General features: G+C 54.5%; 19 protein-coding genes. 10 read left to right on the top strand and 9 right to left on the bottom strand.

The genetic code is table 11. The features are described 5' to 3' along the window. Window positions 1-2: 2 nt before the first annotated feature. A complete protein-coding gene (locus VHE34_RS28525) occupies window positions 3-3,104 on the top strand; it encodes a hypothetical protein (protein ID WP_325594465.1) in 3,102 nt (1,033 codons plus the stop codon). Here the strand turns inward: VHE34_RS28525 and VHE34_RS28520 are convergent. The 6 genes from VHE34_RS28520 to murJ are packed head-to-tail and all read right to left on the bottom strand — an operon-like array spanning window position 3,097 to window position 10,146. Then, a complete protein-coding gene (locus VHE34_RS28520; RefSeq protein WP_325594463.1) occupies window positions 3,097-4,350 on the bottom strand; it encodes a glycosyltransferase family 4 protein in 1,254 nt (417 codons plus the stop codon). The two genes, VHE34_RS28525 and VHE34_RS28520, sit on opposite strands and share 8 nt — an antisense overlap. Next, a complete protein-coding gene (locus tag VHE34_RS28515; protein ID WP_325594461.1) occupies window positions 4,331-5,299 on the bottom strand; it encodes a hypothetical protein in 969 nt (322 codons plus the stop codon). The genes VHE34_RS28520 and VHE34_RS28515 overlap by 20 nt, the downstream gene beginning before the upstream one ends. Then, a complete protein-coding gene (gene asnB, locus VHE34_RS28510) occupies window positions 5,296-7,209 on the bottom strand; it encodes an asparagine synthase (glutamine-hydrolyzing) (protein ID WP_325594459.1) in 1,914 nt (637 codons plus the stop codon). The genes VHE34_RS28515 and asnB overlap by 4 nt, the downstream gene beginning before the upstream one ends. Before the next feature lie 3 nt (window positions 7,210-7,212). Continuing rightward, a complete protein-coding gene (locus VHE34_RS28505; RefSeq protein ID WP_325594457.1) occupies window positions 7,213-7,800 on the bottom strand; it encodes a class I SAM-dependent methyltransferase in 588 nt (195 codons plus the stop codon). Further along, window positions 7,797-8,615, bottom strand: coding sequence for a class I SAM-dependent methyltransferase (locus VHE34_RS28500; protein WP_325594455.1), 819 nt, complete (start codon window positions 8,613-8,615; stop codon window positions 7,797-7,799). Before VHE34_RS28500 ends, VHE34_RS28505 begins: the two co-directional genes overlap by 4 nt. Further along, window positions 8,593-10,146 (bottom strand): murein biosynthesis integral membrane protein MurJ, encoded by a 1,554-nt coding sequence (murJ, locus tag VHE34_RS28495; RefSeq protein WP_325594453.1) that lies wholly within the window; start codon window positions 10,144-10,146, stop codon window positions 8,593-8,595. The genes VHE34_RS28500 and murJ overlap by 23 nt, the downstream gene beginning before the upstream one ends. Window positions 10,147-10,235: 89 nt before the next feature. On the opposite strand from murJ, the gene VHE34_RS28490 reads away from it, so the two are divergent. From VHE34_RS28490 to VHE34_RS28450, 9 genes are read left to right on the top strand one after another with little or no spacing between them, the layout of a single operon-like run. After that, on the top strand, window positions 10,236-11,360 hold the full coding sequence (locus VHE34_RS28490; protein WP_325594452.1) for a glycosyltransferase family 1 protein: 1,125 nt from the start codon (window positions 10,236-10,238) through the stop codon (window positions 11,358-11,360). Further along, entirely contained in the window at window positions 11,357-12,481 is a 1,125-nt protein-coding gene (locus tag VHE34_RS28485; protein ID WP_325594450.1) for a DUF1972 domain-containing protein, read from the top strand. The genes VHE34_RS28490 and VHE34_RS28485 overlap by 4 nt, the downstream gene beginning before the upstream one ends. Beyond that, window positions 12,471-13,775 (top strand): O-antigen ligase family protein, encoded by a 1,305-nt coding sequence (locus VHE34_RS28480; protein ID WP_325594448.1) that lies wholly within the window; start codon window positions 12,471-12,473, stop codon window positions 13,773-13,775. The genes VHE34_RS28485 and VHE34_RS28480 overlap by 11 nt, the downstream gene beginning before the upstream one ends. A gap of 60 nt (window positions 13,776-13,835) precedes the next feature. After that, complete coding sequence (locus tag VHE34_RS28475) at window positions 13,836-15,665, top strand: ABC transporter ATP-binding protein (protein ID WP_325594446.1); 1,830 nt, start codon at window positions 13,836-13,838, stop codon at window positions 15,663-15,665. Window positions 15,666-15,703: 38 nt separating this feature from the next. Then, the gene (locus tag VHE34_RS28470; RefSeq protein WP_325594444.1) at window positions 15,704-16,015 is read left to right on the top strand and encodes a rhodanese-like domain-containing protein; all 312 of its coding nucleotides are present in this window, start codon (window positions 15,704-15,706) and stop codon (window positions 16,013-16,015) included. Window positions 16,016-16,044: 29 nt separating this feature from the next. Beyond that, the gene (locus VHE34_RS28465) at window positions 16,045-16,623 is read left to right on the top strand and encodes a D-sedoheptulose 7-phosphate isomerase (RefSeq protein ID WP_325594442.1); all 579 of its coding nucleotides are present in this window, start codon (window positions 16,045-16,047) and stop codon (window positions 16,621-16,623) included. Next, window positions 16,620-17,324, top strand: coding sequence for a nucleotidyltransferase family protein (locus VHE34_RS28460; protein ID WP_325594440.1), 705 nt, complete (start codon window positions 16,620-16,622; stop codon window positions 17,322-17,324). The genes VHE34_RS28465 and VHE34_RS28460 overlap by 4 nt, the downstream gene beginning before the upstream one ends. Continuing rightward, a complete protein-coding gene (locus VHE34_RS28455; RefSeq protein ID WP_325594438.1) occupies window positions 17,321-18,352 on the top strand; it encodes a dehydrogenase in 1,032 nt (343 codons plus the stop codon). The genes VHE34_RS28460 and VHE34_RS28455 overlap by 4 nt, the downstream gene beginning before the upstream one ends. Window positions 18,353-18,403: 51 nt before the next feature. Continuing rightward, window positions 18,404-18,877, top strand: a complete 474-nt coding sequence (locus VHE34_RS28450; protein WP_325594435.1) for a DUF983 domain-containing protein — start codon at window positions 18,404-18,406, stop codon at window positions 18,875-18,877. 215 nt (window positions 18,878-19,092) lie between these two features. Here VHE34_RS28450 and VHE34_RS28445 read toward each other — a convergent pair whose 3' ends face one another. The 3 genes from VHE34_RS28445 to VHE34_RS28435 all read right to left on the bottom strand — a co-directional run bounded on the left by VHE34_RS28445 (window position 19,093) and on the right by VHE34_RS28435 (window position 23,035). Beyond that, window positions 19,093-20,937 (bottom strand): tetratricopeptide repeat-containing sensor histidine kinase, encoded by a 1,845-nt coding sequence (locus VHE34_RS28445; protein ID WP_325594433.1) that lies wholly within the window; start codon window positions 20,935-20,937, stop codon window positions 19,093-19,095. An 88-nt stretch (window positions 20,938-21,025) separates the two neighbouring features. Further along, on the bottom strand, window positions 21,026-21,670 hold the full coding sequence (locus VHE34_RS28440) for a response regulator transcription factor (RefSeq protein ID WP_325594431.1): 645 nt from the start codon (window positions 21,668-21,670) through the stop codon (window positions 21,026-21,028). A 186-nt stretch (window positions 21,671-21,856) separates the two neighbouring features. After that, a complete protein-coding gene (locus tag VHE34_RS28435) occupies window positions 21,857-23,035 on the bottom strand; it encodes an acetyl-CoA C-acyltransferase (protein ID WP_325594429.1) in 1,179 nt (392 codons plus the stop codon). Window positions 23,036-23,135: the final 100 nt, after the last annotated feature.

Raw genomic sequence — 23,135 nt, 5'->3', positions numbered from 1 at the left:
TTTTGAAGATGGACACAAAAGGCAAGACGACCTATCTTCATTATCTCTTTTTGCTGTTCTTCCTCTTTCTGCTATTCCCCGGCTGGTTCTACCAGATGCCGCAGCCCGGTCAGTCGGCGTCCGGAGACCTCGCCGTTCATTTGGCGCGCAAATACCACCTTTTTTTTGGAAGTGATGTCCGGCTTCCGTATGGTCCGCTGGGTGTCCTGCATTCCCGGCTGCCGATCGCTGTAAATATCCTGACCTATCTTTTTTTCGACATCTATTTCCTGCTTACTCTGTTCTTTATCCTGCGGAAGATACTGGCCGAGCATTTTCATTATGCGGTGATCGGTTTCGGGGTTCTGGCCATCGGGTTTACCATGCGCCAGGGGATGGACGACTGGTTCTTTTTCTTCGAGCTGTTCTTCCTCTTTACCTTCCTTCGTGAACCTTTTCGGTGGAGATACCTGGGACTGGCTGCTTTTCCCGCCGTGGCAGGACTGTTCTTCCGGGTCGATATCGGTTTGTTCGGCGCCTTCCTCTTCCTGGTCACGCTCTGTTATGCGTGGCTACGACAGCTAATGCCCACCGGTATCTGGGCGTTTGGATCGCTGTTGTTTGTATTGGTGCTCCTGGTGACGGGATGGATGCTGCACGTCGACTGGAAGGGCTATGTCCTGACCCGGCTGCATTCTTCCGGTATCATTGAAAGCCGGTACGTGCCTTCGTCGGTAAAAGACGGGCTTCTTTTTCATTTTGCGCTCGAGATCGCGCTCTGCATGTTCTATTGGACGGCCTGCCTCATGGTGGTGGCGGGTGTCCGTAAGGATTGGCGGAAGCGGTCGGATGAGATCTTTGTTTGCATCATCGCTACCCTGTCGTTGTTCTTCTATTTCAAGACGGGCTTTCTGCGGATGGATGATGCTTTATGGCGGTTCTTCGGGTTCTCGGTCCTGCTTGCGGCCCTGCTCTATTTGTTTGGTCCGACCGATGGCTGGCGAAAAGTACCGGTCCTTTGTTGCTGGATCATTCTTGTACTTTGCGGGTTGGCCGTCTTTCTTGGAAAGAAACCCGAACTGCCCTTCGACGGTATTTCCAATGGTTCTTTTTTCAAGAACCGGGCGAAAGAGATCAAACGTTACCTGGCGGGTATCGGCCGCTATGAGGAGGCTGTCACCGCTCTTGAAACTCAAACCGGCGGATCCAACCCGCTGAAGAAGCTCGCCGGCTCACAACCCGCCGATATCCTTTCCTGGGAGGTATCCACTCTTTATTTTAATGGGCTCAATTATCTGCCCCGGCCGACGGTGCAGTCTTTTTACACCTATAATACCTGGCTGGACAGTATCAACTATAGCCGTTATCTTTCATCGATGGCGCCGGGTAATGTGCTGTTATCTTTCCATGCCGTCGAGAATCACTCGGCCTTCTTCGATGAACCCCGAACCAAGCTTGCGCTGCTGGACAGCTATGAACCAGTAACCGAGGCCGACAATGACCTTCTGCTGAAGAATGTGCGGCGGCGCCGGCTGATCCCGGCCGGTCAGTCCGTTGTAAACGTCCGGCTGGATGAGGATATCAACATCGCGGCGTCCGATACGCTTCAATATTCCCGGTTCTTTATCCGGTATGATCCCAGAGGGAAATGGGGCCGGCTATTCGATCAGCCTCCGGGTTTGCAAATAGTGCTGACGCTTGGAGACGAAAGTACCCGCACCTATCGCATCACGAAGCCGATGCTGGAAGATGGGATCATCGTCAATAAGTTCGTCGATGAAACAGAGGAATTTCAACTGTTGATACAGGGCGAGGGCCGGCTGACTCCGAACGTCCGGAAGATCCGTATCCGAACGGATTCCGCGGGTGTAGGATTCGTCCCGGAGGTAAGGATGGTGAACATCTATTACCGATGGAGAGAACGGACGGCCGGTGAACAAATAGCTGACAGTCTCGGCATTGCCGCATTGTTACAACGCGACCGTCCCGAACCTGCCGATCCGCGTGCCTACGCATCCGACGATGTGCATGCCTGGCTTGAGCAACTCGATACAAGCTCGCAGCTGATCAAGCTGAAGGGATGGGCGTATAAAGATAAAGCCGACAACAGGGGATTGGTGGTCAGCCCGGTCCTCCGGTCGAGGGATCATTTCCTGGCTTTGCCGGCGCGGGTGCTCTCACGAGCGGATCTTGTGGCCGCGATCGGGCGGGGCGATCTTGCCGGTGCGGGCTTCACTTCCATAACCGCCAAAACGCTGGTGCCGCCAGGTGATTATGAGGTGGGCCTGTCCGTTGGCCGGAAAGAAGACCCGGTGAGATCGATCGCCTTTACCGGCCGTCATCTGCTGATCCGAAGCGCATATACGATCAGTGAATCGCGGCCGATCAAACCGTTCTCCAATGGGAATGTCATGTTGAAGCTGAATCTCGAACGAGCGGTAACCTGGAAGGGCCAGGTTTATTTCGACGGATGGACGTATCTTCTCACCCCGGACACCGCCAAAAGAATAACGACGATCATCCTCAGCAGCAAGACCCGGACCTATCGGATCAGTACCGACCCTGTGGCACGTGCAGATGTAGCCGCCAGCCTGAATACCCCATTGGCAAACTATGCGGGCTTTACCGCCTCGATCCCCGAGAATAAGCTGGAGAAAGGAACCTACAGGGTGGGTGTCGAACAACGTACCGCCGATGGAAAGTACTGGTCGGTACTATACAGTGATCTGCTCAATATCGGGAACGACCATGTGATCGAGCCTACACCGGCGCGCTATCTGCCGGGTATGCACGATTTTCTTTCGGGTGTCGACCATTTCGATGATCAAAAAGAATTCTTCACTATATCGGGCTGGGCTATCCGGGACATGAAAGAGGTGGGCAACAGCCAGATCGATCTTGTTCTTTATAAAGACCAGGCAATGTACCTCGCGCGACCGGACCCCGAGAAGCGGGAAGACATAACGGAACACTATCATAATGGGCTGAATCTCGACAACAGCGGCTTTACCGCAAAGGTTTCAAAGACGCCGCTGCCGGCCGGCAAATACCAGGTCGGGGTATGGGTGCATTCAAAAGATAACGAAGGGTCATTCAAGCTGCTTTCCGTATTTTTCGTCAAGTAGTTTTCAACAACCGGCGATAAAGAGAAAGATAGCGTTGGGCGACGACGTTCATGCCGATCTGCCCGGCTGCGCTGATCCAGGCTTTCCGTCCCATCTCTTCGGCTTCCGCGGGATGCGCCAGCATGTAGCTGAGTCCTTTCGCCAGTTCGGCCACATCGGCGGGCGGAACGATCAGCCCGGTCTCCCCTGACAGGATGAGGTCCTGGCTGCCGGAAATATCCGTGACTACACAAGGCAGTGCCTGTGCCATGGCTTCCATCAGCGCGTTGGACATTCCCTCCCGGCGGGAAGGCAGGACGAAGACCGCTGACTGCCTGTAGAAGGCTGGAAGATCGGATCGTTTGCCATGAAACCGGACCGAATGGCCAATGCCAAGCTTCGCCGTATAGTCTTCATAAGCGGGAAGGTCGCCGTCGCCTACGATGTCCAACAGGGCCGCAGGATGGTCGCGGCTTACGGATACCCAGGCCTTCAGCAGGATGTCGATCCCCTTGGCCGGCTGCTGGTAAAGATTCCCGACGAAAAGAACGCGGGACGGGGACGCCGGCCCCCGCTGAGGTTGGTCTTTTGCGATGGACAGTCCATTGGGAATATAATTAATCTTTCCCGCCGGGATGCCGGCCTTTTCCATGTTCTCGCCGATGATCCGCGTCATGGCGACGAACTCTGACTGTTGAATGATCTTCTGCTGCCATCGGATGCCATGGGGGAACCGGGTAAGGCTGGAGAAGCCGTTCATTGTCGAATCCTTTATCAGCACCGGTTTGCGCAGGACCTTACCAAGCCGGGCGGCCACGATCGCAGACCATTCCATCGTATGTGCATGCAGGATATCGAAGGAATGGCGCCGCCGCCAGAGAAAGAAGAGGCTATGATAAAAAAAGATATTGTAGTAGATGATGGTGGGCCAGCCGACCCGCGAATTGATCCGGTTGGTCGTTTCGGTGGTGTCGTCGTATTCGATGCGGGTGGCGGCAATCGCCGTCTTCTTTTTCTTCCAGCCCGAGAGACGGCCAAAGAGCCGGTTGGCGAGGGAGTTCAGGCGATAGACCGGCATGCCGTTTATCGTGGTCTCCCCGCCGATATCGCCTTTTCCGGGAGTGATGAACCGAATGACAACGCCATCGGCGGTCAGCGCCTCGCCGAGGCGAAGAGCCTGGGTCTCTGCTCCGCCGGCGGGCAACGGCGGAAGCGAGGCAGCGATCATCACCACGCTCAGTGGCCGGTTATTTTCGGAAGACGTCATAGAGCTTGCTTAGTGCGATCCCCTGGATACCTTCTGTATTGCAAAATTCAAAAAAGGTCCGGAGCTGTTGAAGATAGAGCCGGCAGTCCTCTTCCGTCGCCGTATAAGGGCTGAGGCCAGGCAATACTTCCACGTTGTGAAACATCATATTGAGGACGACGGTGTCTTTATGGGAATAGGTCTGCAGATACTGCCGGGCGATACCGATCAGCTGTTCGGCCGGGCTATACCAGGGGCGGAGCCAGATCGCTTTGTTCCGGCGAATGGGATGGCGGAGGCCCGCGCCCGAAACGAGCCACTCTTTCCAGGGATTTCGTTTTTTCAGGGCGATGGAGATCGGCACCTGGAGCAGGTCGCCGGCGGGATATTCCCGGGTGATTGCGTCTTTCGACATGAAATAAGGCTGCTCCGGTGCATCGGTAAAGTCGACGGCCTGCTGACGCGACCGATCGGCCCAGCAGACGTGCGGTGTTACACTGGTGTCGACGAGATAGCCGTTGTTCCGCAGACTTTCCATTGTATTGAGCCCGGCGCTGTACCGGCCTGCTCTGAAGGAAACAGGCCGGTAGCCAAAGTCCTTTTCGAACAGCGCGGTAATATTCCTGATCTTTTCCGCCTCGATTGCGGGAGGATAGAAGCAACAGTTGGCTTCGCCTTTCTTACCCGCATATTCGGTGAACTGCTTATCGGGTTCAATGAACTCCGGGTGAAGATGGGTGCCCAGCTCGAAGGGGCCGGGAAGTCCGCGCAAAACATCCACGCTGGCGGGATCTTCGAGCACAACGTTGTTGAGCAGATAAGTAGGGACTATGCCGGATTCACAGAACAGCGGGTGAAGCCGTTGTGCGATCCCGATATCCACTCCACGAAAGGTCAGGGGATTGGAATAATGCCAGTCAGGGGTGCAGTCCGGTTCGACATCGATCGTTATCGTCAGGTATTTGTTCATGCCGGTTGCTGCGGGATTATGTCCTTGTATTTGCGGTACCAGAGCGCGAGGTTGAGCAGGTACCAAACGGGGATGCAGTTGTTTTTATCGCCGGCGTAATAGCGCTTAACGATATCCAGGTAGGGTTTTGCTTCCAACCCCAGGGCGGTCAGCGTGTCTTTATCGATCAGCTGCCGGGTCTTGTCACACCAATGGTTGCGAAGCCAGCTATCCAGGGGGAAATTGAACCCTTTTTTCGGCCGGTCGACCGGGTAATGGGGAGCAAGCCGGGTGAGCAATTTCTTGAGGATGGCCTTATGCCGGTAGACAGCATCCGACTTTTCGGACAGGGGGAGGGAAAGCGAATAGTCGATAACGGTATTATCGAGATAGGGTACCCGTACTTCCAGGCTTGCTGCCATGCTGGCCCGGTCCACTTTATGCAGCATCGCATCGGCAAGGTAGGTTTTGACGTCAAGCAGGGATACCAGGTCGTCCCGGTGACGGATGCGGTCGATGCCGGCGAGGGCCCAGATGGGATATTGCCAAACCGCCTTTTCCTCCAGTTGGGTCATCACAGGGGATGCGAACAGGTTGAAATGTCTTTTGACGGGGTCCTTTTCCAACTGAAGGGCGGCGCTTGACCGCCAGTAGCCGGAGGGAAGGAAGGGTCTCAGGAAAGAGCCCATCTGCCGGCTCACCGAGCGGTTTCCGGGGAGTGTCAGGGAGGCATCCCGCCATTGGCCGTAGCGGCCGTATCCCCAAAACAGCTCGTCGGCGCCGTCGCCGGAAAGAGCCACGGTGACGAATTCTTTTGCCTTTATGGAAATGACCCAGTTGAGCAGCGAGGTTTGATCGCCGAAGGGTTCGTCGAAATAGTCATACATCCGGTCGAGATGACCGCCGATCACGCTGGGGTCGATAACGAGCCGGTGGGGGTGGAGATGGGGGTTGTTGAAGCCTTTGATAAATTCCCCCGCATCCCTGCTTTCATCGGAAACGGTATCCTCGGTGAAGGCGACCGTAAACAGGTTGACATCCCCGGAAGCGGCAAAGTGTTTGTTCACCAGCGCGGTCAGCAGGGAGGAGTCGACACCCGAGCTGAGAAAGAGTCCCAGGGGAACATCGGCTACCATTTGCCGGGAGAGCGTATCGACGAGGATGCGTTCGAGATCGGCCGGATCGCTCCTGGAGCCTGGATCGGGCGGGATGATTGCCTGGTCATAGGCGTCCCAGTAGGCCTGGGGCGCGAGAGGCTTTGCCTGTTCCAACTGGTCCCAGGAACCTTGCAGGTAATGACCGGGAGGCAGCTTGAAAACGCCGCGGATGATCGTGAATGGCGTTGGGATGAACTGGGTTTGCAGAAACTGGTGGATGGCGGCAGGCTGGATTCCCGGCCGGTCGGGCGAAAGGCGGAGGACAGAATCCAGCTCCGATGAAAAGATCAGCGACTTTCCGTGCTGGCGATAATACAGGGGTTTGATACCGACCCGGTCCCTGCTCAGGATGAACCGCCGTTCAGTCCTGTCCAGCCAGCAAAAGGCAAACATGCCATTGATACGTTTCAGCGCGTCGGCGCCCCAGCGCTGCAAGGCATAGAACAATACCTCCGTATCCGAAGTGGTTCGGAACGAAAAGCCCTGCGCTTTAAGCTCGTCCTTCAATGAACGGTAGTTGTAGATCTCACCGTTGAAGACGAGGGTATACCGATCGTCCTCGAAGGGTTGGTTCGACCGCGCGTCGAGATCGATAATGGCAAGCCGGTTGAAAAAGACGGCGGTGTTGCCCCGGTCGGCCGGATGAAGCCCTTTATCATACAGCCGTTGCCGGCTGCTGTCCGGTCCGCGGAAAGACACTTTCCGGCAGATGGCGGCCAACTGACCCGCTTCTACAGGAAACTCATTATTCAGGACACCCGCTAAGCCACACATATTTTATCTGTTTATGATCCATATCCGGCGATCCCGCTCATAGGTCCCCAGGTCACTTACCGTAGCGCCAAGGCCTTCGGTGAGATATCCGATATCGTGATTGTATTTATATTCCGGATCGCCTACGGTATCGATGATGATACAGCCGCCGGCGGTAAGCGCGTCCGAAAAATATTCCCTGATCTTTGCTTTTAAGACCTCCGGTGGAACATGATGGATCCAATTGACCATCAGCAGGACATCATACTGCCCGGGCAACGGCGATTCGGGAAAATGAAAAGTGGCGAACCGCACATGGCGCCGGCCACGTATCCCTGACAGGAGCCGGGCCGCTTTCAGCACCCGTTCGTCCAGGTCATATCCTTCGCGTACACGATAATGCACCTTTCGCACGATGTCTCCCATGCCACAGCCAATCTCCGCGAACGCATTCCGCTGCTGCCGCCGGTTACACCAAACGATGATATCCTTTGCATATTGTTTTTCCGTGAGCGTATAGACATGCCACCGGTCGAAGCCGAAGACGGTGCGCAGAAAGAGCTTTACGATCTTCCCGCTGTAGACCCTGGCCTTCCAGATGACCTTGCTCATGACGGTTGCCCTTTTTCGGCGACACAGATGATATAGGGAGAAAAGGCCTTTGAAGGAAGGTTGATCCGAAACAGCCTGAACAGCTTCGAACAAACCTTGTCGATCAGGGAGAACAGGGCCATTCCGGTCCGGCCCAGCCGGGTGTCCTGCCGTAGCAGCCAGTGTTTGCTGTGCACAAGCGGCATTACAGCAAGGGTAAAGGTGCCGGCATACCCGGCTTTCAACGTCTTCAGGGAGTTCACCTCGTGGAACTGCCGGAGCTGCTCACGGGTCATCACTTTGTGGATCTTATAGATATCCGGGATATAGCGCCGGGACATCCTTCCCATAAGACCGTTGAGATTCGGGACCAGGGTGATCATCAATCCTCCGGGGTTCAGAAAGGAGGAGAAGATGCGGATAATATCTTCGGGATGATCGAAGTGTTCGATCACACCGTAGCTGAAGACGATATCATAGGTCCTGCCGCCGGTGCAATTCTTTTCAAAAAGGTCTTTACAAATGATCTCGTCATGGGGGATGTTCAGAATGCGCAGGTTCTCCTCTGCCAGGCGGCAACCCACCTCGGAATAATCGATGCCGGATACGGTAAGCCCGTAGGTGTGCGCGAAGTAGGGCAGCCAGCCGGAAGAGCCGCAGCCCACCTCGAAAAAGGTGGAATATTTCTTTCGGCGGATCTCCGCATCCACATAGGACATCGTTACGCTGTAGTGGTAGGATGCAGGTGTATTCACCCTTGGCAGTTGGGCTTTTTCCAGCACCTGATCCCAATAGAGCTGGGAAGAAAGTTTTTCATCGGTTTTTAACTCTTCCATAAAGACTTGTTCCTTTTTTCCAGGAGTTATGAATAAAAGAATTGAAGTAATCGTTGAGCCCAAACCTGAGCCCGATGACGGCGATCAGTCCGCAATACAGCGCACCGCCGGCGGCCAGGTTGAGTATCGGGGAAGAAAAATGAGCGTACCGGATCAGGTAGTAGACGCCGGTCCCTATCGCCGCGTTGATCATCGCCAGCAGAAAGAACTGTTTCGAAACGCTGCCGTAGTCGATCATCTTAAAATACCATTTCGCCAGGAGATGACAGCCCAGCACATTGAGAACGTGTACGGATGCCAGGGTGATGGGGTAGGCCATGAAGCCGTAGCGGTGAACGGTGAAGTATAATACACCGATCAATATTACATTAAAACAGATCTGGTACCAGAAGGACTCCATGATCTTATGGCTGGCCATGAACAGGCGCGAGATGAGTGTGTTGATCACCATCATCGGCAACAGCAGTCCGAGGTATTGCAGGAACCCGGAGGTATAGACGACGCCCGTATGGCCGAATGCGCCCCGTTCCAGCAGCACGGAGACGATATCCCGTGAGAAAAAGAAAAAGATGCCGGAGACCGGCAGCAGGATGAACAGCAGGAATTCCGCCGTGGACCGGAAGGTCTCGTTGATCGCGCGGTCGTCGCGGGCGGAATAGGATTCGTTGAACTTGATGCCGGCCACGGCCGAGAACTGGTTGGTTACGAGGGCTGTCGGGAGCGTTGATATCTGCTGGGCGAAATTGAGCGAGGTGATGATCCCATTGCCAAAGCTGCTGAGCAGGTAGAGCGGGGCATAGGAGCTGAGAGAGCTGGTGATATTTCCCGCCTGGGCAAAGATGATATTGCGCCAGACCCGTCGTCCGGCACGGAAGAGACGGGGCCGGAAATTCCATTTCAGTCGCCGGCGCATCAGCGACACGAGCAGAACGAAATTGAGGCTGTAGGACAGGAGGAGCCCGGTGAGAAGGCTCAGCACGTCGAGCATCTTGTGAAATAACGCGACAAAGAGGATCGAGAAAAGACCGTTCACGATACCCGCGATCATCGGGACGGTAAAGAACTTATAGGAGGTGAGGATATCCGTTAGCAGGTTGATCACGGGCATCAGGAAGATCAGCGGGATCGAGAGGGTTAGTATCTGCGCCTGTTGCTGCAGGGCTTCTTTGTTGAAGCCGGACACCATATTGAACGTCTTTACGGGATCCATCAGAAAGACCAGGCAGATCAGCGCCGTCAGACCCATGTACAGGTACATGAAGAAATTGAGGAAACGGATCGCGCTCTCTTCGCCCTCCTGCGTCCGGAGACGCATGGACTCGGGGATCAGGACGGAGGCGTTGAGGCTGGTAATAAAGGTGGAAAGGATGACGATGGTGTTATACGCGTAAAAGTATATGTCCATTTTTAACTGTGCCCCAAAAAAATATGCGATGAGAAGACTATTGCAGAAGACCAACCCCTTATTGACTATGTTGAAAACCGTGGATAGAACAATACCTCTTTTATAGGACTCGGCCTTTATAAACATATATGATTTTGGGCGCATTGACGTGCGGCAATCCGCAAAAATAAGGAAATCAGTTATATTTGCGGATTCAAGACATTATTCAATTGAATATGAGACCTGTCAGTCCCCTCCGGTTGTTTGTCGACGCCCACGTGTTTGATGGAAAGTTCCAGGGGACCAGGCCCTTTATCCAGGGTATTTATACGAGGCTCGCCACGATGCCGGAGCTGGAGCTGTACCTGGGGGCGGTAGACGTAGAGAACCTGAAGAAATATTTCCCAAACGATAGCGGCAGGGTACATTATGTACCCTACAGGAGTCATCGGGCGGCGTCCCGGCTCTTATATGAGATCCCCAGGATCATTCGCCGGCACGGCATACACTGGGCTCATTTTCAATACATATGCCCGCCTATCAAGAATTGCCGCCACGTCGTGACCACCCATGATATCCTTTTCAAGGATTTTCCGCAGGACTTCCCTTTTATGTACCGGGTGGTAAAAGGCTTCCTCTTCCGGGTATCTGCGAGGCGCTCGGACCTTGTAACGACGGTATCGCGCTATTCCAAGCACGCGCTGGAAAAGCATTTCCATCTGCCCCCCGAGAAGGTACGGGTGATCCCTTCGGGAGTGATCGATCCTTTCTTTCGGCCTTATGACCGGGATGCGGTGAGGAAAAGCGTTGCCGACCGGTTCGGGATGCGTAAGTATATTCTTTATGTCAGCCGGATCGAGCCGAGAAAGAATCATGCCCTGCTGCTGAAGGCCTTCCTGGACCTTGAGCTATACCGGAAAGGGCACTCGCTTGTCCTTTTGGGCCATAAGGATATCGCGGCGCCGGAGTTTGATGGGTATATCGCACAGATGCCGGAAGAAGCCCGGCCATTCGTCATTCAGCGTTCGGGGATCGCCGATGCGGATATGCAGGATATCTTTCGGGCTGCCGAGCTCTTTGTCTATCCTTCGCGGGCCGAAGGCTTTGGGCTGCCGCCGCTGGAAGCTGCCGCGGCGAGGGTACCCGTGCTTTGCTCGAATGCGACTGCGATGAGCGACTATACTTTTTTTGGCGACGCAAGCATCGATCCGTCGAACTATGATCAGTTCCGGAACAAGCTGGCGGAGATGCTGGAACATCCTGCGGATGCCGCGGAGCTGAACCGGATCGCCGAAGCCGTCCGTGAACGTTACAGTTGGCCGGGTACTGCCCGTAAATTTTATGAAATCCTGACTCAATGAAGATCGCGATCATTGGAACAAGAGGTATCCCCAACCGGTATGGCGGATTTGAGCAACTGGCGGAATATCTTTCCATCGGGCTTGCGGACCGTGGCCATGAAGTCTATGTGTATAATTCACATGATCATGACTGGCAGGAGAAGATGTGGAAGAACGTACATATTGTCCATTGTTATGACCCGGAAGAGAAGATGGGGACGGCGGGACAGTTCATCTATGATCTCAACTGTGTAAGAGACGCCCGCAGGCGTTCATTCGACGTCATCCTGATGTTGGGTTATACCAGCATCAGCGTCTGGGGCCGCTGGTTTGACCGGAAGCCGGTCACCGTCATCAATATGGATGGGCTGGAGTGGAAGCGGACCAAGTATTCGAAGCCGGTGCGGCGGTTCCTGCAGTATGCCGAACGGCTGGCCGTCCGGTTCTGCGATTTCTTTATAGCGGATTCCCCGGCCATTCAAAAATACCTGAAGGACAAATACGATATCCCCAGCGAATATATCGCCTATGGCGCCGAGGTCTTTGACTACGAGGATGAGCGGCTGCTGGAGCCTTTTGGGATCAGGCCGGACGGGTATTATATGCTCATGGCGCGGATGGAACCCGAGAATAATATTGAGACCGTGCTGAATGGGTTCCATGCTAGCGCGTCTTCCAAAAAGCTGCTCATTGTCGGCAACACGAGCAACCGCTTCGGTCAATACCTCGTAAAGAAGTTCGAGGGGGATGAGCGGATCCGGTTCGTGGGGGCTATCTATGATGCAAAAGTAGTACATACGCTAAAGGTCTATTCGGCGTTATACTTTCACGGTCATAGTGTCGGGGGGACGAATCCTTCGCTGTTGGAAGCCATGGCGAGCCGGGCGTTGATCGCTGCACACGACAATATGTTCAACCGCGCGATCCTGGGTGAGGATGCCTTCTATTTCGGGAATGCCGTGGAGGTGTGCGAGCTGGTGGATGGAGTGGTCGAAGCGGAAACGAAACGGACCATGGTAGCCCGCAATCTCCGAAAGATCAGGGAGGACTTCACATGGGAAAAGATAACGGACCGGTATGAGCGATTCCTGAAAGCCTGTTTTGTATCATCCAAAAATTCGGCTGAAATATATGAGAGATAGCAGCGGAGAGTCTGCGACCCGCACGTTTCTGCACCGTCCATTTAATTTCCTGGTCACGCTTGCGGTGATCGGGACGACGGTGTTCTCCCAATACCAGGAGAACAGCTGGTGTATCATCCTGTTCGTTCTTTGTCGGATGGTGGATGGCGGACCGGTAAAGGCGATCCGCGCAGCCTTCCGGAATCCCTTCTTTCTCGCCATCCTTGCTCTGGTGGTGCTGGACACTATCGGGTTGCTGTTTACTCATAACCGGGATGCCGGGAGCCGGCTTGTCGAGAAAGAGGCCACGCTGGTGGCGATCGCCCTGGTCCTCTGCGGAGGGAAGTTTGCCGACGGGGGGGACTACCGGCGGCTGATGACCGGCTTCTGCGTGATCCTGCTGGCGGCCTGCTTCTATTGCTTCACGATGGCCTGGAACCATTATCACCGGATGCCGGACAAGGATATCTCAGTCTTTTTTTATCATTCGCTGACCCGCTATATCGGTCAGAATGCGGTCTTCTTCACCGTTTATATGATCTTCGGTCTACTGTACCTGCTGTATCATCCATTGGCGACCGGTCCATTTCCCCGCTGGTTGCGTCAGTCGTTGCAGGTGCTGATGGTGATCCTTTTTGTTGTCTTTATCCTGCTGCTGTCGTCCAAGCTGCTGCTGGTGGTAACGGCCCTGCTGTTGGCCAATTTTATTCTCCAGCGGTATATCCGGCTGCAGCGATATGTCAATATCGCGCTGATGGGTCTGCTGGGCATGATGCTTTGTTTGTGGCTGGTGGTCTCGGATAATCCTATCCGCGACCGGTATCTTGACCTGGAACGGGGTGAGATCAGCATAGTCAGGCAGAGCACCTTCGATAACAACACGATGTTCAACGGTGCTTCCATCCGGCTGCTGCAATGGAAATATGCCAATGAGATCCTTCGGGAGCATCATGCCTGGGTTTTTGGCGTTACGGGCGGTGACAGCCAGGACCTGCTGAACGATAAGTACCGGCAGGCGAAGCTGTTCATGGGCGTCCCGCATACCCGGCAACGGGGCTTCACGGATTATAACTTTCACAACCAGTACATAGAGACGACGGTACGTTCGGGCCTGCTCGGCCTGGCCATCTTCCTGTACTGTTGCTGGCTGATGATCGTGCTGGCGGAACGGCGGCGGACGGCGGAAGCCGCCTTCACGGTCCTGACCCTTCTGTCCATCTGTACGACCCAGTCCTTTCTTACCCTTCAGCACGGAGTCTTTGCTTTTGCATTTATGCCGCTCATCCTGCTGTACAGTCCACGGGGGCGGCAGTAATTTTGGCGTTTTTTGTACGTTTTATCGAACTTGTCCGTTGTTATTTCTGTTTTCATCGCTATGAGAATTTTACTATTTTATCTCAAGCCATATAAATGGCTGATAATGTTGGCGTTGTTCCTGGCGGCCATAAACCAGAGCTTCTCGATGCTGGACCCCTATTTCTTTGGAAAGCTGGGTCTCGACACGCTGGCGAATCACCCCTTCGAAAAAGGCTTTTTCGACAAGCATAAAGTATTTCATGCGACAGGCGTCCGCACCCAATCGGAGTTTGTCTGGAGTGTGATCGGGTTTCTCGGTATCCTGATCGGTGTCGCTATGGTTTCGAGGATCGCGAAGGCCTTCCAGGATTATTTTGGGCAGATCATTGTCCAGAAATTCGGAGCAACCATCTTCACCGACGGGTTACGGCATTCCATGGGGCTTCCCTTCAGTGATTTCGAGGATCAGCGGAGTGGCGAGACCCTGTCGGTGCTGACCAAGGTGCGAACCGATACGGAAAAATTCATCATCTCATTTATCAACGTCCTCTTTGGTATTTTGGTGGGGGTCATCTTCGTAGCCATTTATTCATTTTCGCTGCACTGGTCGATCATGCCCATCTATGTACTGGGGATGATCCTGCTGTCCGTGCTAACCAGTCTGCTCAGCCGGAAGATCAAGCGGATCCAGAAGACCATTGTCGCCGAGACGAACTCCCTGGCGGGCAGTACGACGGAATCATTGCGGAATATCGAGCTGGTGAAGAGCCTGGGTCTGAAGGACCAGGAGGTAGAACGGCTGAACAAGAACACGTTCAAGATACTCGGTCTCGAGCTTCGAAAGGTCAAGAGCATCCGGGCGCTGAGCTTTGTGCAAGGCACGTTCGTCAACTTCCTCCGCCAGTGTATCATGTTCCTGCTGCTCTGGCTGGTCTTCCGGCAACGGCTGACGGCAGGTGAAGTAACGACGATGCTGTTCTACTCCTTCTTTATCTTCGGCCCTTTGCAGGAGCTGGGAAATATCATCCTGTCCTATCGCGAAGCCGAAGCGTCCCTGATCAATTTCGACAAGCTGATGAAGAAGACGCCGGAGATGCCGCCTGCACTTCCGAGCCCGCTGGGTCCCGTGCAGCGGCTGGCATTTCAGGAAGTATTGTTCAAGCACCAGACGGCGCAACATAATGCCATCGATCATATCAGCTTCACGGCGGAGCGGGGCGAGACCATCGCCTTCGTGGGCCCTTCGGGCAGCGGCAAGACGACGTTGATGAAGCTGCTGGTGGGGCTTTACCGCCCGCAGGAAGGCAGCATCCTCTACAATGGGCTGGATGAGAACTCCATCAATTTCGACGATCTGCGCCGCCAGATCGGATTTGTGACGCAGGACACGCAGCTGTTCGCCGGTACGATCCGCGAAAACCTTTTGTTCGTAAATCCGGGAGCAAGCGAGCCCGATTTGAATGAGGCGTTGAGAAAAGCTTCCTGCATGAGCATCATCGCGCGGGCCGAAAAGGGTATCGACACGATGATCGGAGAAGGGGGGCTGAAATTATCGGGAGGTGAAAAACAGCGGCTATCCATTGCCAGGGCTTTGTTGCGCAGGCCGACGCTGCTGATATTCGACGAGGCGACCTCGGCTCTGGATTCGCTGACGGAGGAGGATATTACCCGGACGATCCGCGAGATCTCTGCCGACGGCGAGCAGATCACGATCCTGATCGCTCACCGGCTGTCGACGATAATGCACGCGGACCGGATCTATGTGCTGGAAAAAGGGGTTGTCGCGGAGATGGGTACGCATGATGCGCTGCTGGCTGAAAAAGGACTATACTACGCCATGTGGCGGCAGCAGATCGGGGAGCGGAAATATGCCGATCTCATCCCGCCGGCTGCCCGGGCTTCGGCCTGATCATCCCGGACCTTTCACCCTAAAGCATCCCTATAACAATGAACTGGCTATCCAATATTTTCGGCGGAAGCAGTATTATCCGGCAGGCTCTGCTGGACGGGGCGATTGTGATCGATCTGCGTACCGCATATGAGTACGATCAGGGCCATGTTCCGCGCAGCCTGAACATTCCCATCGACCGGATCAAGGCCGACATCGACCGGATCAGGGATTTGAAGAAGCCGGTGATCCTCTGCTGCGCCACGGGCAGCCATTGCTGGGAAGCCGCCGAGATCCTCCGGGGGGTAGGTATTTCCCGGGTGGTCAATGGCGGCGGCTGGCAGTCTTTGCTCAGAAAGATGGGAAGGTAAAGACACCGGCTCTCCTTATATTTGCAGCCATGAATGAAAAGATAAAAGAGATCATCAGCGAGTCACTTGCAGTAAAAACCAAGGTGTTGCAGGATGAGCGCCTCATCGGGATCGTGGGCGGTATCGTCTCCCTGATCGTCGACCGGTTCCGCGAGGGGAAACACTTATACTTCTGCGGCAACGGGGGCAGCGCCGCCGATGCGCAACACCTGGCTGCCGAATTCTCGGGTCGTTTCTATATCAACCGGGATGCTCTGCCATCGGAAGCTTTGCATTGCAACACTTCCTATCTGACTGCGGTGGCCAACGACTTCAGCTATGATCTTATCTATTCACGGCTGATCAAGGGCATCGGCAAACCACGGGATATCCTTGTCGGCATGTCCACCTCCGGCAATTCGGTCAATATCATCAAAGCCCTGGAGACCGCGAAGGAGAAGGGGATCACGACGATCGGGATGACGGGAGAAGGCGGCGGAAAGATGAAAGAGCTGTGTGATTACCTGATCGATATCCCCTCGCGGAACACTCCGCGCATCCAGGAGGGGCATATGCTGCTGGGGCATATCATCTGCCAGTTGGTGGAAGCCAAATATTTTGGTGCATGATGATCCGGGAAGCCATCATCCTGGCCGGCGGCCTAGGCACCCGGTTACGTTCGGCGGTACCCGATCTGCCCAAATGCATGGCGCCGGTGGGTGACCGGCCTTTTATCGCTTATCTTACCGATCACTTCCGGCGGATGGGCATTCAGCGCTTCATCTTTGCGCTGGGTTACAAACACGATGCTTTTGAGGAATTCTTGCGGAACCAATTCCCAGATGGCGGTTACACCATATCGCTTGAGGAGGAGCCGCTGGGAACCGGCGGAGCGATCCGGCAAGCCTGCTTGCTTGCCATGGAAGAGACAGTATTGATCCTCAACGGGGACACTTTTTATGATGTGGAGCTCGACGCGCTTTCGGCCTTTCATCGGGAAAAAAATGCCGACTGCAGTCTCTGTCTTAAGTATATGAAAGACTTCGACCGGTTTGGCGTCGTCGAGCTTGACGACGATCAGCGGGTGCGGCTTTTCCGGGAGAAGCAATATTATCCAGAAGGGCTGATCAATGGCGGCGTGTATGCCCTGGATCGCAACCGTTTTATGCGGGAGGATCTGCCGGTAAAGTTCTCCTTCGAGAAAGACTATCTCGAGAAGGTGCTGGAAAAGCGGCGGATCTTTGGGATCCGGCAGGATCATTATTTTATCGATATCGGCATCCCGCAGGATTACCGGCGGATACAAAACGAGATCAACCATTTACTATGATATATCGAAGCAAAGCGCCGTTGCGGATCGGATTGGCGGGAGGCGGAACGGATGTGAGCCCCTATTGCGATCTGTATGGAGGGGCGATCCTCAATGCGACCCTTTCCCTCTATGCTCATGCGACGATCGAACCGCTGGAAGGCAAGACCATCGTCCTGCAGGGGATGGATCGCAAGGAGGAGCAGCGATGGGAGGATGGGACTGACCTCGGGTCGTTGCCGATCGATGGCAAGCTCGATCTGCTGAAGGGGGTGTATAACCGCATCCGGAAGGACTATGGCTGGCGGGGAGGAGGGTTTCGGTTGTCCACCTTCGTGGATGCGCCTGCGGGTTCGGGTCTGGGCACCTCTTCCACGCTGGTGGTAGCCATCATCGGAGCATTTGCCGAGATGTTGCGACTTCCTCTTGGTGAATACGATATGGCCCACCTGGCCTACGATATCGAGCGGCAGGACCTGAAAATGGCCGGCGGCAGGCAGGACCAGTATGCGGCGACATTCGGCGGGGTGAATTACATGGAATTCTACAGGGATGACAAGGTCATTGTCAACCCGCTTCGGGTAAAGCAACAATACCTCTTCGAGCTGGAGAACAATCTCGTGCTTTATTATACCGCCACCAGCCGCGAGTCGGCGCGGATCATCGAGGTCCAGAGCCGCAACGTCACCGATAAGAAAGAGAAGTCCATTGAAGCCATGCATCAGCTGAAGCACCAGGCGCAGCTGATGAAGGAAGCGCTGTTGATGGGGAGGATCCATGAGATCGGTGAGATCCTGGATTTTGGTTTCCGTCAAAAGCAAAAAATGGCCGAGGGCATTTCGAATGCGCTTATCGACGAGATCTATGAGCGGGCCCGGAGCGCGGGCGCCACCGGCGGGAAGATCTCGGGTGCAGGCGGCGGCGGATTCATGACCTTTTATTGTCCGGGCATCGCGAAGTACCGGGTAATGGAAGTCCTGGCCGGGCTTGGCGGTCATTGTCAGCCCTACCAGTTCACGGGTCATGGATTGACGACGTGGACCGTTTAGGCCCCGCGAGGCATATGCCGCGGGTTGCCGCGAAAGTCGGTACCTTTGCCTATGCCTACGTTGGAAAAACCCAATTATCTCTGGAGCCTTCTCACCCTGAAATGCCCGCGTTGCCGCCGGGGCCCTATGTTCAGCCAGCCGAACCCGTGGAAGTTGAAAGAGACCCTCAAAATGCCGCCGAAATGTCCCGAATGTGGCCAGCGATTTGAATTGGAGGTGGGTTTCTGGTATGGTACGGGCTATGTGAGCTACGCGCTGTCCTTTGCTTTGTCGGTGGCCAGTTTTATCGCGTGGTGGGTATTGATCGGCATCTCCACGGAAGACTCCCGCTTCTTTTACTGGTTGGGGCTCAACGCCATCTTCCTGGTCATCCTTCAGCCCTGGCTGATGCGGTTGAGCCGGGTGGTGTACCTGTATTTCTTCGTGCATTACGATCCCAATTACCGGAATACACAGGGGAAAGAGTTCGACTACGAGACGGGAAGCTATTATATGAAAGATGAGGAGGAGTCGCCTCAAAAGTGAAAGCCATCCTTATTGAATTGAGGATGGCTTTCGGGCTATGTGATTGGGTTAGTACTTATACTAACGAACAATTCATCCTATTATTATCAATCGGCGTCCTTCTTATCTCACTTGAGGCTGACATCGAGGGGAAAATCCGGTGATCATAGCAGGCGACGTCGAAGACGTTATTCCCCATGAGGTAGACGTTTACGGCGGAACTTGCTATACAGACGTTATTTTTTCAAGACCACGGTAAAAACGGAGCCTATTCCAGGCGCGCTTTCGCAGGATATCTGACCGTTCAGCTCCTCGCAGATGCGCTTTACGATGGCCAGCCCGAGGCCGGTGGACGATTCTCCGCCGGTGGGCCGGGAGGATATCTTACTGTACTTTGAGAAGAGGTGGGGTAGTTCCTCCGGCTGGATACCGACCCCTTCGTCCCGCACCTTGATGCTGACTGCGTCTTTTTCTTCGCTGACGCTAAGGAATACGTTCCTTCCCCTGGAAGTGTACTTGATGGCGTTAGACAGGAGGTTGTCGAGCATCCGTCCCAACAGCCGCCGGTCGCTGAGAAAATAAACGGCACGGTCGGGGCAGTCGAGGTGCAAGCCGATCTCTTTTTTTGCGGCTGCCGCTCCGAACTCATCGACGATGTTCTCCGCGAAGATGCGCAGGTCGACGTTCTCCAGCTGCATCTTATGCTGGTTGGTCTGCGCCTTCTCGACGTCGAGGATGTGCCGGATCAGGTTCTCGCCATATTTTGTCGCCTGCCCAATGCGGTCAAGCGCTTTTTTCTGGCTGACGCTGAGGTTATCCTGCTCGTTCTGCAGCAGCTGCTGCCACATGCTGATACTTGCAAAAGGCGTACTGAGGTCGTGTGAAACGATGCTGATGAGCGAATTCTTTTCATGGTTGAGCTCCGAGAGGCGCTCGTTCTGACGGACGATCAGCTCGTTGGTTGCCTTCAACTGCCTGTTCGCCCGGCGTTTGACGACGAACAGGATTGCAGCCGCGATGGCGATCATCAGCAGGAAGCCGGCCAGGATAGTCATGATCTGATTGTGAAATTTCTGCTGATCGAGGTCGGCCTTCAGAAGCAGCTTCTCGTTCTCCTTTTTGCGGGCTTCGTATTTCTGTTCCAGCTCGGCGATGGATTTATAGGTCTCGGCATTCACCAGGGCGGTGTCGAGCGTGTACCAGCTGCGTTGATATTCCCAGGCCTTCTTGTAATCCCCGCGGCGTTGAGCGAGGGCGGCGAGGATCTGGTAGCTGTCGGACTGTTTACTGCGGGATTCCTGCTGGCGGGCGAGTTGCAGAGATAGTTCCGCATACTTGGCGGCGGAGTCGAAGCTGGCCTTTTGTGTGTAGGAATCGGCCATGTTCAGTGCATCGAACCAGAGATTGACCAGCCGGTCGGGGCCCCGGTTTTTCAGATCGTTTTCGTAATTGGTGCGGAACCAGACGATGGACTCATCGTATTGCTTCAGGAAGTAGTAGCTGTTACCCAGGTTATTATATATCTCGAAGAGATTTTCCTTGCCCTGCTCTTCGAGCGGCTTACCGATGCGAAGACCTTCCTTTAAAAAGTAAAGGGCGCTGTCATAGAGTTTTAGATTGTTATAGATGGCGCCGAGATTGGCATAGTTGGCGATCAGGGAGTGAGCATCGCCCAACTGGGTATTCAGGCGGACGCATTCCTGGTAGATCTCTTTTGCTTTATAAGGCTGCTTCATGTCCGAAGTATAGACCGCGGCGAGATCGGTCAGTAGTTCGGTCTGGCGGCTTACGAGACCATGTTTGCGGGCGGAGTCCAATGCTCGGTAGTAGTAGTTGAGCGCATTCGTGAAATCCCCTTTATTCTCATAGTGCCAGCCATATAGCCGCAAAACCATGATATTGACATCGTCGTTGCCACCATGGGGGTAGCAATTTTTGATGGAGTCGGCGTAATATTTTACCGAATCGGCATCGCTCAGGTGAGCGGCGCGATAGTAAGTCCGGGTGAGTGCGGCAGTATCAATCTGTGCGGACAGGGCCGGGCCGATTAACAGCAGGAACAGGAAGGATAGAAGCTTCACGTAATGAGATCATTCATTCGATGACAAGATACTTATCTTTCTGTGGTAGTGCAACGACCGGCGTTTCTGCCGATCAGGCGGGTAAGCGTTAGTCGATCAGGTTGTTCCGGAGGGCGAACTTTACCAGGCCGACGGTATTGTTGACCCCCAGCTTGGCGATAAGGTTCTTGCGATGGGTCTCCACCGTGCTGACGCTGAGGAAAAGCTTGTCGGCGATCTCCGCGTTGCTGTATTCCTTGCAGATGAGTCGAAGGACCTCGAGTTCCCGGCGGGAGAGGATCTCATCGATCTGTTTGTCTTCGATGGTTATGGTGTTGCGAAAATCTTCATCGCGGTCGCCGATGTGGATGTCTTTGCTGAAATAACTCCCGCCGTCCTGCACGGTCTTCATCGCCAGCAGCAGTTCATCCAGGGAGGCGTTCTTGAGCACATAGCCCTGGATATTGTATTTCGACAGTTTGTGGATATAACGCGTGCCGCGGAGCAGGGTGAGATAGATGATCCGAAGCTCAGGCCGGGAAGCCCTTATCTGCTGAAGGATCTCTTCTTCTCCCAGGTCGGGTAAATACACGTCCAGCAAAAGGACGTCAGCCTGCAGATCGCGTACCTGATCAAGGAGTTCTTTACCCGATGTTGCGGTGCCAATCACTTCGATGCCTTCTTGCTTACCCAATAACAGGGCTAATCCTTCCAGGTAGATTTCATGATCATCGGTAATAAAAACTCGAATCATTGTATTTTAGTAGATTCCGTAAGTATTTCAACTACAAAGCAAGTTAAAACTATTTATGATATGAGTAAATTAAAAAGCCTTCTGTTCGAAGGCTTTCCAAAAAATGAGTGGGTTTACGACCCCTAAATCGGTGTTTTAACCCGGATTCGATCGGTTTTTGTCGGGTTTTTTGTCGTTACCCGGCTATTAATTAAGATTTTCTATAATACCTGCAATCCCCTGGCCACCCCCGACGCAAGCCGTCACAATACCGTATTTCTTGTTTAGTCTTTTCATTTCATAGATGAGCTGGACCGTGAGCTTGCACCCCGTGCAGCCCAGCGGATGACCGAGGGCGATGGCTCCGCCGTTGATGTTGACAATTTTCGGGTCGATACCCAATTCCCTGATGACTGCAATCGATTGGGACGCGAATGCTTCATTCAGTTCGACCAGGTCGATCTTGCTGAGAGACATTCCGGCCTGGCGAAGTACTTTAGGTACGGCTTCGACCGGTCCGATGCCCATGATGCGGGGATGTACGCCGGCGCTGGCGCAGGCGACCAGCCGGGCAAGGGGTTTCAGGCCCAGTTCGGTCATCATCTTTTCTCCCATTACGACGACGAATGCTGCGCCGTCGCTGGTCTGCGAGGAGTTGCCGGCAGTAATACAGCCGCCGGCGGCGAAGACGGGCTTCAACTTTGCCAGCGCGTCCAGGGAGGTGTCTGCGCGGGGGCCTTCGTCGGTGTCGACGGTGAAGCTGCGTTTCTGGCGTTTGCCTTTTTCGTCGACGTATATTTCTTCGACCGTCATCGGGAGAATGCCGGGTTTGAAGTAGCCCTTTTCGATGGCGTTTATTGCTTTTTGATGGGATTCATAAGAGAATTTATCCTGGTCTTCCCGGCTGACCTTGAATTCCTTTGCGACGGCTTCTGCAGTGAGGCCCATATTCAGGTAATAGTCGGGTTCTTCGGAGGCGATGGAATAGGCGGGTACCGTTTTCCAACCGGCCTGTGGGACCATGGTCATGCTTTCGGTGCCGCCAGCGATGATGCAGTCGGCCATGCCGGAGCGGATCTTGGCGGTGGCCATGGCGATGGTCTCGAGGCCGCTGGCGCAGTAGCGGTTGACGGTGACGCCCGGGGCGTGGATCCCTACGGCGCGGGCGGCGATGATGCGGCCCACCTGGAGTCCCTGTTCCGCCTCGGGGACGGCGTTGCCGACGATAACGTCGTCGACGCGTTTGGGATCGAGGGCCGGTACGGAGGCCAGGAGGCCTTTGATGACGTCGATGGCGAGGTCATCGGGGCGATAGAAGCGGAATTTCCCTCTTTTCGATTTGCCGACTGCGGTACGGTAGCCGGCGACGATATAGGCGTCCTGCATACGATGGATTTTTTTGCGGCCGGTTGTTGCTGGCTTTTCCGGGTAGCTTTCTGGCATTTGCCGGCTGGCCGGGCCGCTGGTTTAGTTGTTTATGCAACTT

Source organism: Puia sp., assembly GCF_035546395.1.
In the GTDB taxonomy this organism is placed as follows: Bacteria; Bacteroidota; Bacteroidia; order Chitinophagales; family Chitinophagaceae; genus Puia.
This window is presented reverse-complemented; position numbering and strand designations above follow the sequence as displayed.

Coding starts and splice junctions, on each gene's coding strand:
- VHE34_RS28520 (WP_325594463.1), bottom strand. CDS start 4,350: ATGACGTCTTCCGAAAATAACCGGCCACTGAGCGTGGTGATGATCGCT.
- VHE34_RS28515 (WP_325594461.1), bottom strand. CDS start 5,299: ATGAACAAATACCTGACGATAACGATCGATGTCGAACCGGACTGCACC.
- asnB (WP_325594459.1), bottom strand. CDS start 7,209: ATGTGTGGCTTAGCGGGTGTCCTGAATAATGAGTTTCCTGTAGAAGCG.
- VHE34_RS28505 (WP_325594457.1), bottom strand. CDS start 7,800: ATGAGCAAGGTCATCTGGAAGGCCAGGGTCTACAGCGGGAAGATCGTA.
- VHE34_RS28500 (WP_325594455.1), bottom strand. CDS start 8,615: ATGGAAGAGTTAAAAACCGATGAAAAACTTTCTTCCCAGCTCTATTGG.
- murJ (WP_325594453.1), bottom strand. CDS start 10,146: ATGTTTATAAAGGCCGAGTCCTATAAAAGAGGTATTGTTCTATCCACG.
- VHE34_RS28490 (WP_325594452.1), top strand. CDS start 10,236: ATGAGACCTGTCAGTCCCCTCCGGTTGTTTGTCGACGCCCACGTGTTT.
- VHE34_RS28485 (WP_325594450.1), top strand. CDS start 11,357: ATGAAGATCGCGATCATTGGAACAAGAGGTATCCCCAACCGGTATGGC.
- VHE34_RS28480 (WP_325594448.1), top strand. CDS start 12,471: ATGAGAGATAGCAGCGGAGAGTCTGCGACCCGCACGTTTCTGCACCGT.
- VHE34_RS28475 (WP_325594446.1), top strand. CDS start 13,836: ATGAGAATTTTACTATTTTATCTCAAGCCATATAAATGGCTGATAATG.
- VHE34_RS28470 (WP_325594444.1), top strand. CDS start 15,704: ATGAACTGGCTATCCAATATTTTCGGCGGAAGCAGTATTATCCGGCAG.
- VHE34_RS28465 (WP_325594442.1), top strand. CDS start 16,045: ATGAATGAAAAGATAAAAGAGATCATCAGCGAGTCACTTGCAGTAAAA.
- VHE34_RS28460 (WP_325594440.1), top strand. CDS start 16,620: ATGATGATCCGGGAAGCCATCATCCTGGCCGGCGGCCTAGGCACCCGG.
- VHE34_RS28455 (WP_325594438.1), top strand. CDS start 17,321: ATGATATATCGAAGCAAAGCGCCGTTGCGGATCGGATTGGCGGGAGGC.
- VHE34_RS28450 (WP_325594435.1), top strand. CDS start 18,404: ATGCCTACGTTGGAAAAACCCAATTATCTCTGGAGCCTTCTCACCCTG.
- VHE34_RS28440 (WP_325594431.1), bottom strand. CDS start 21,670: ATGATTCGAGTTTTTATTACCGATGATCATGAAATCTACCTGGAAGGA.
- VHE34_RS28435 (WP_325594429.1), bottom strand. CDS start 23,035: ATGCAGGACGCCTATATCGTCGCCGGCTACCGTACCGCAGTCGGCAAA.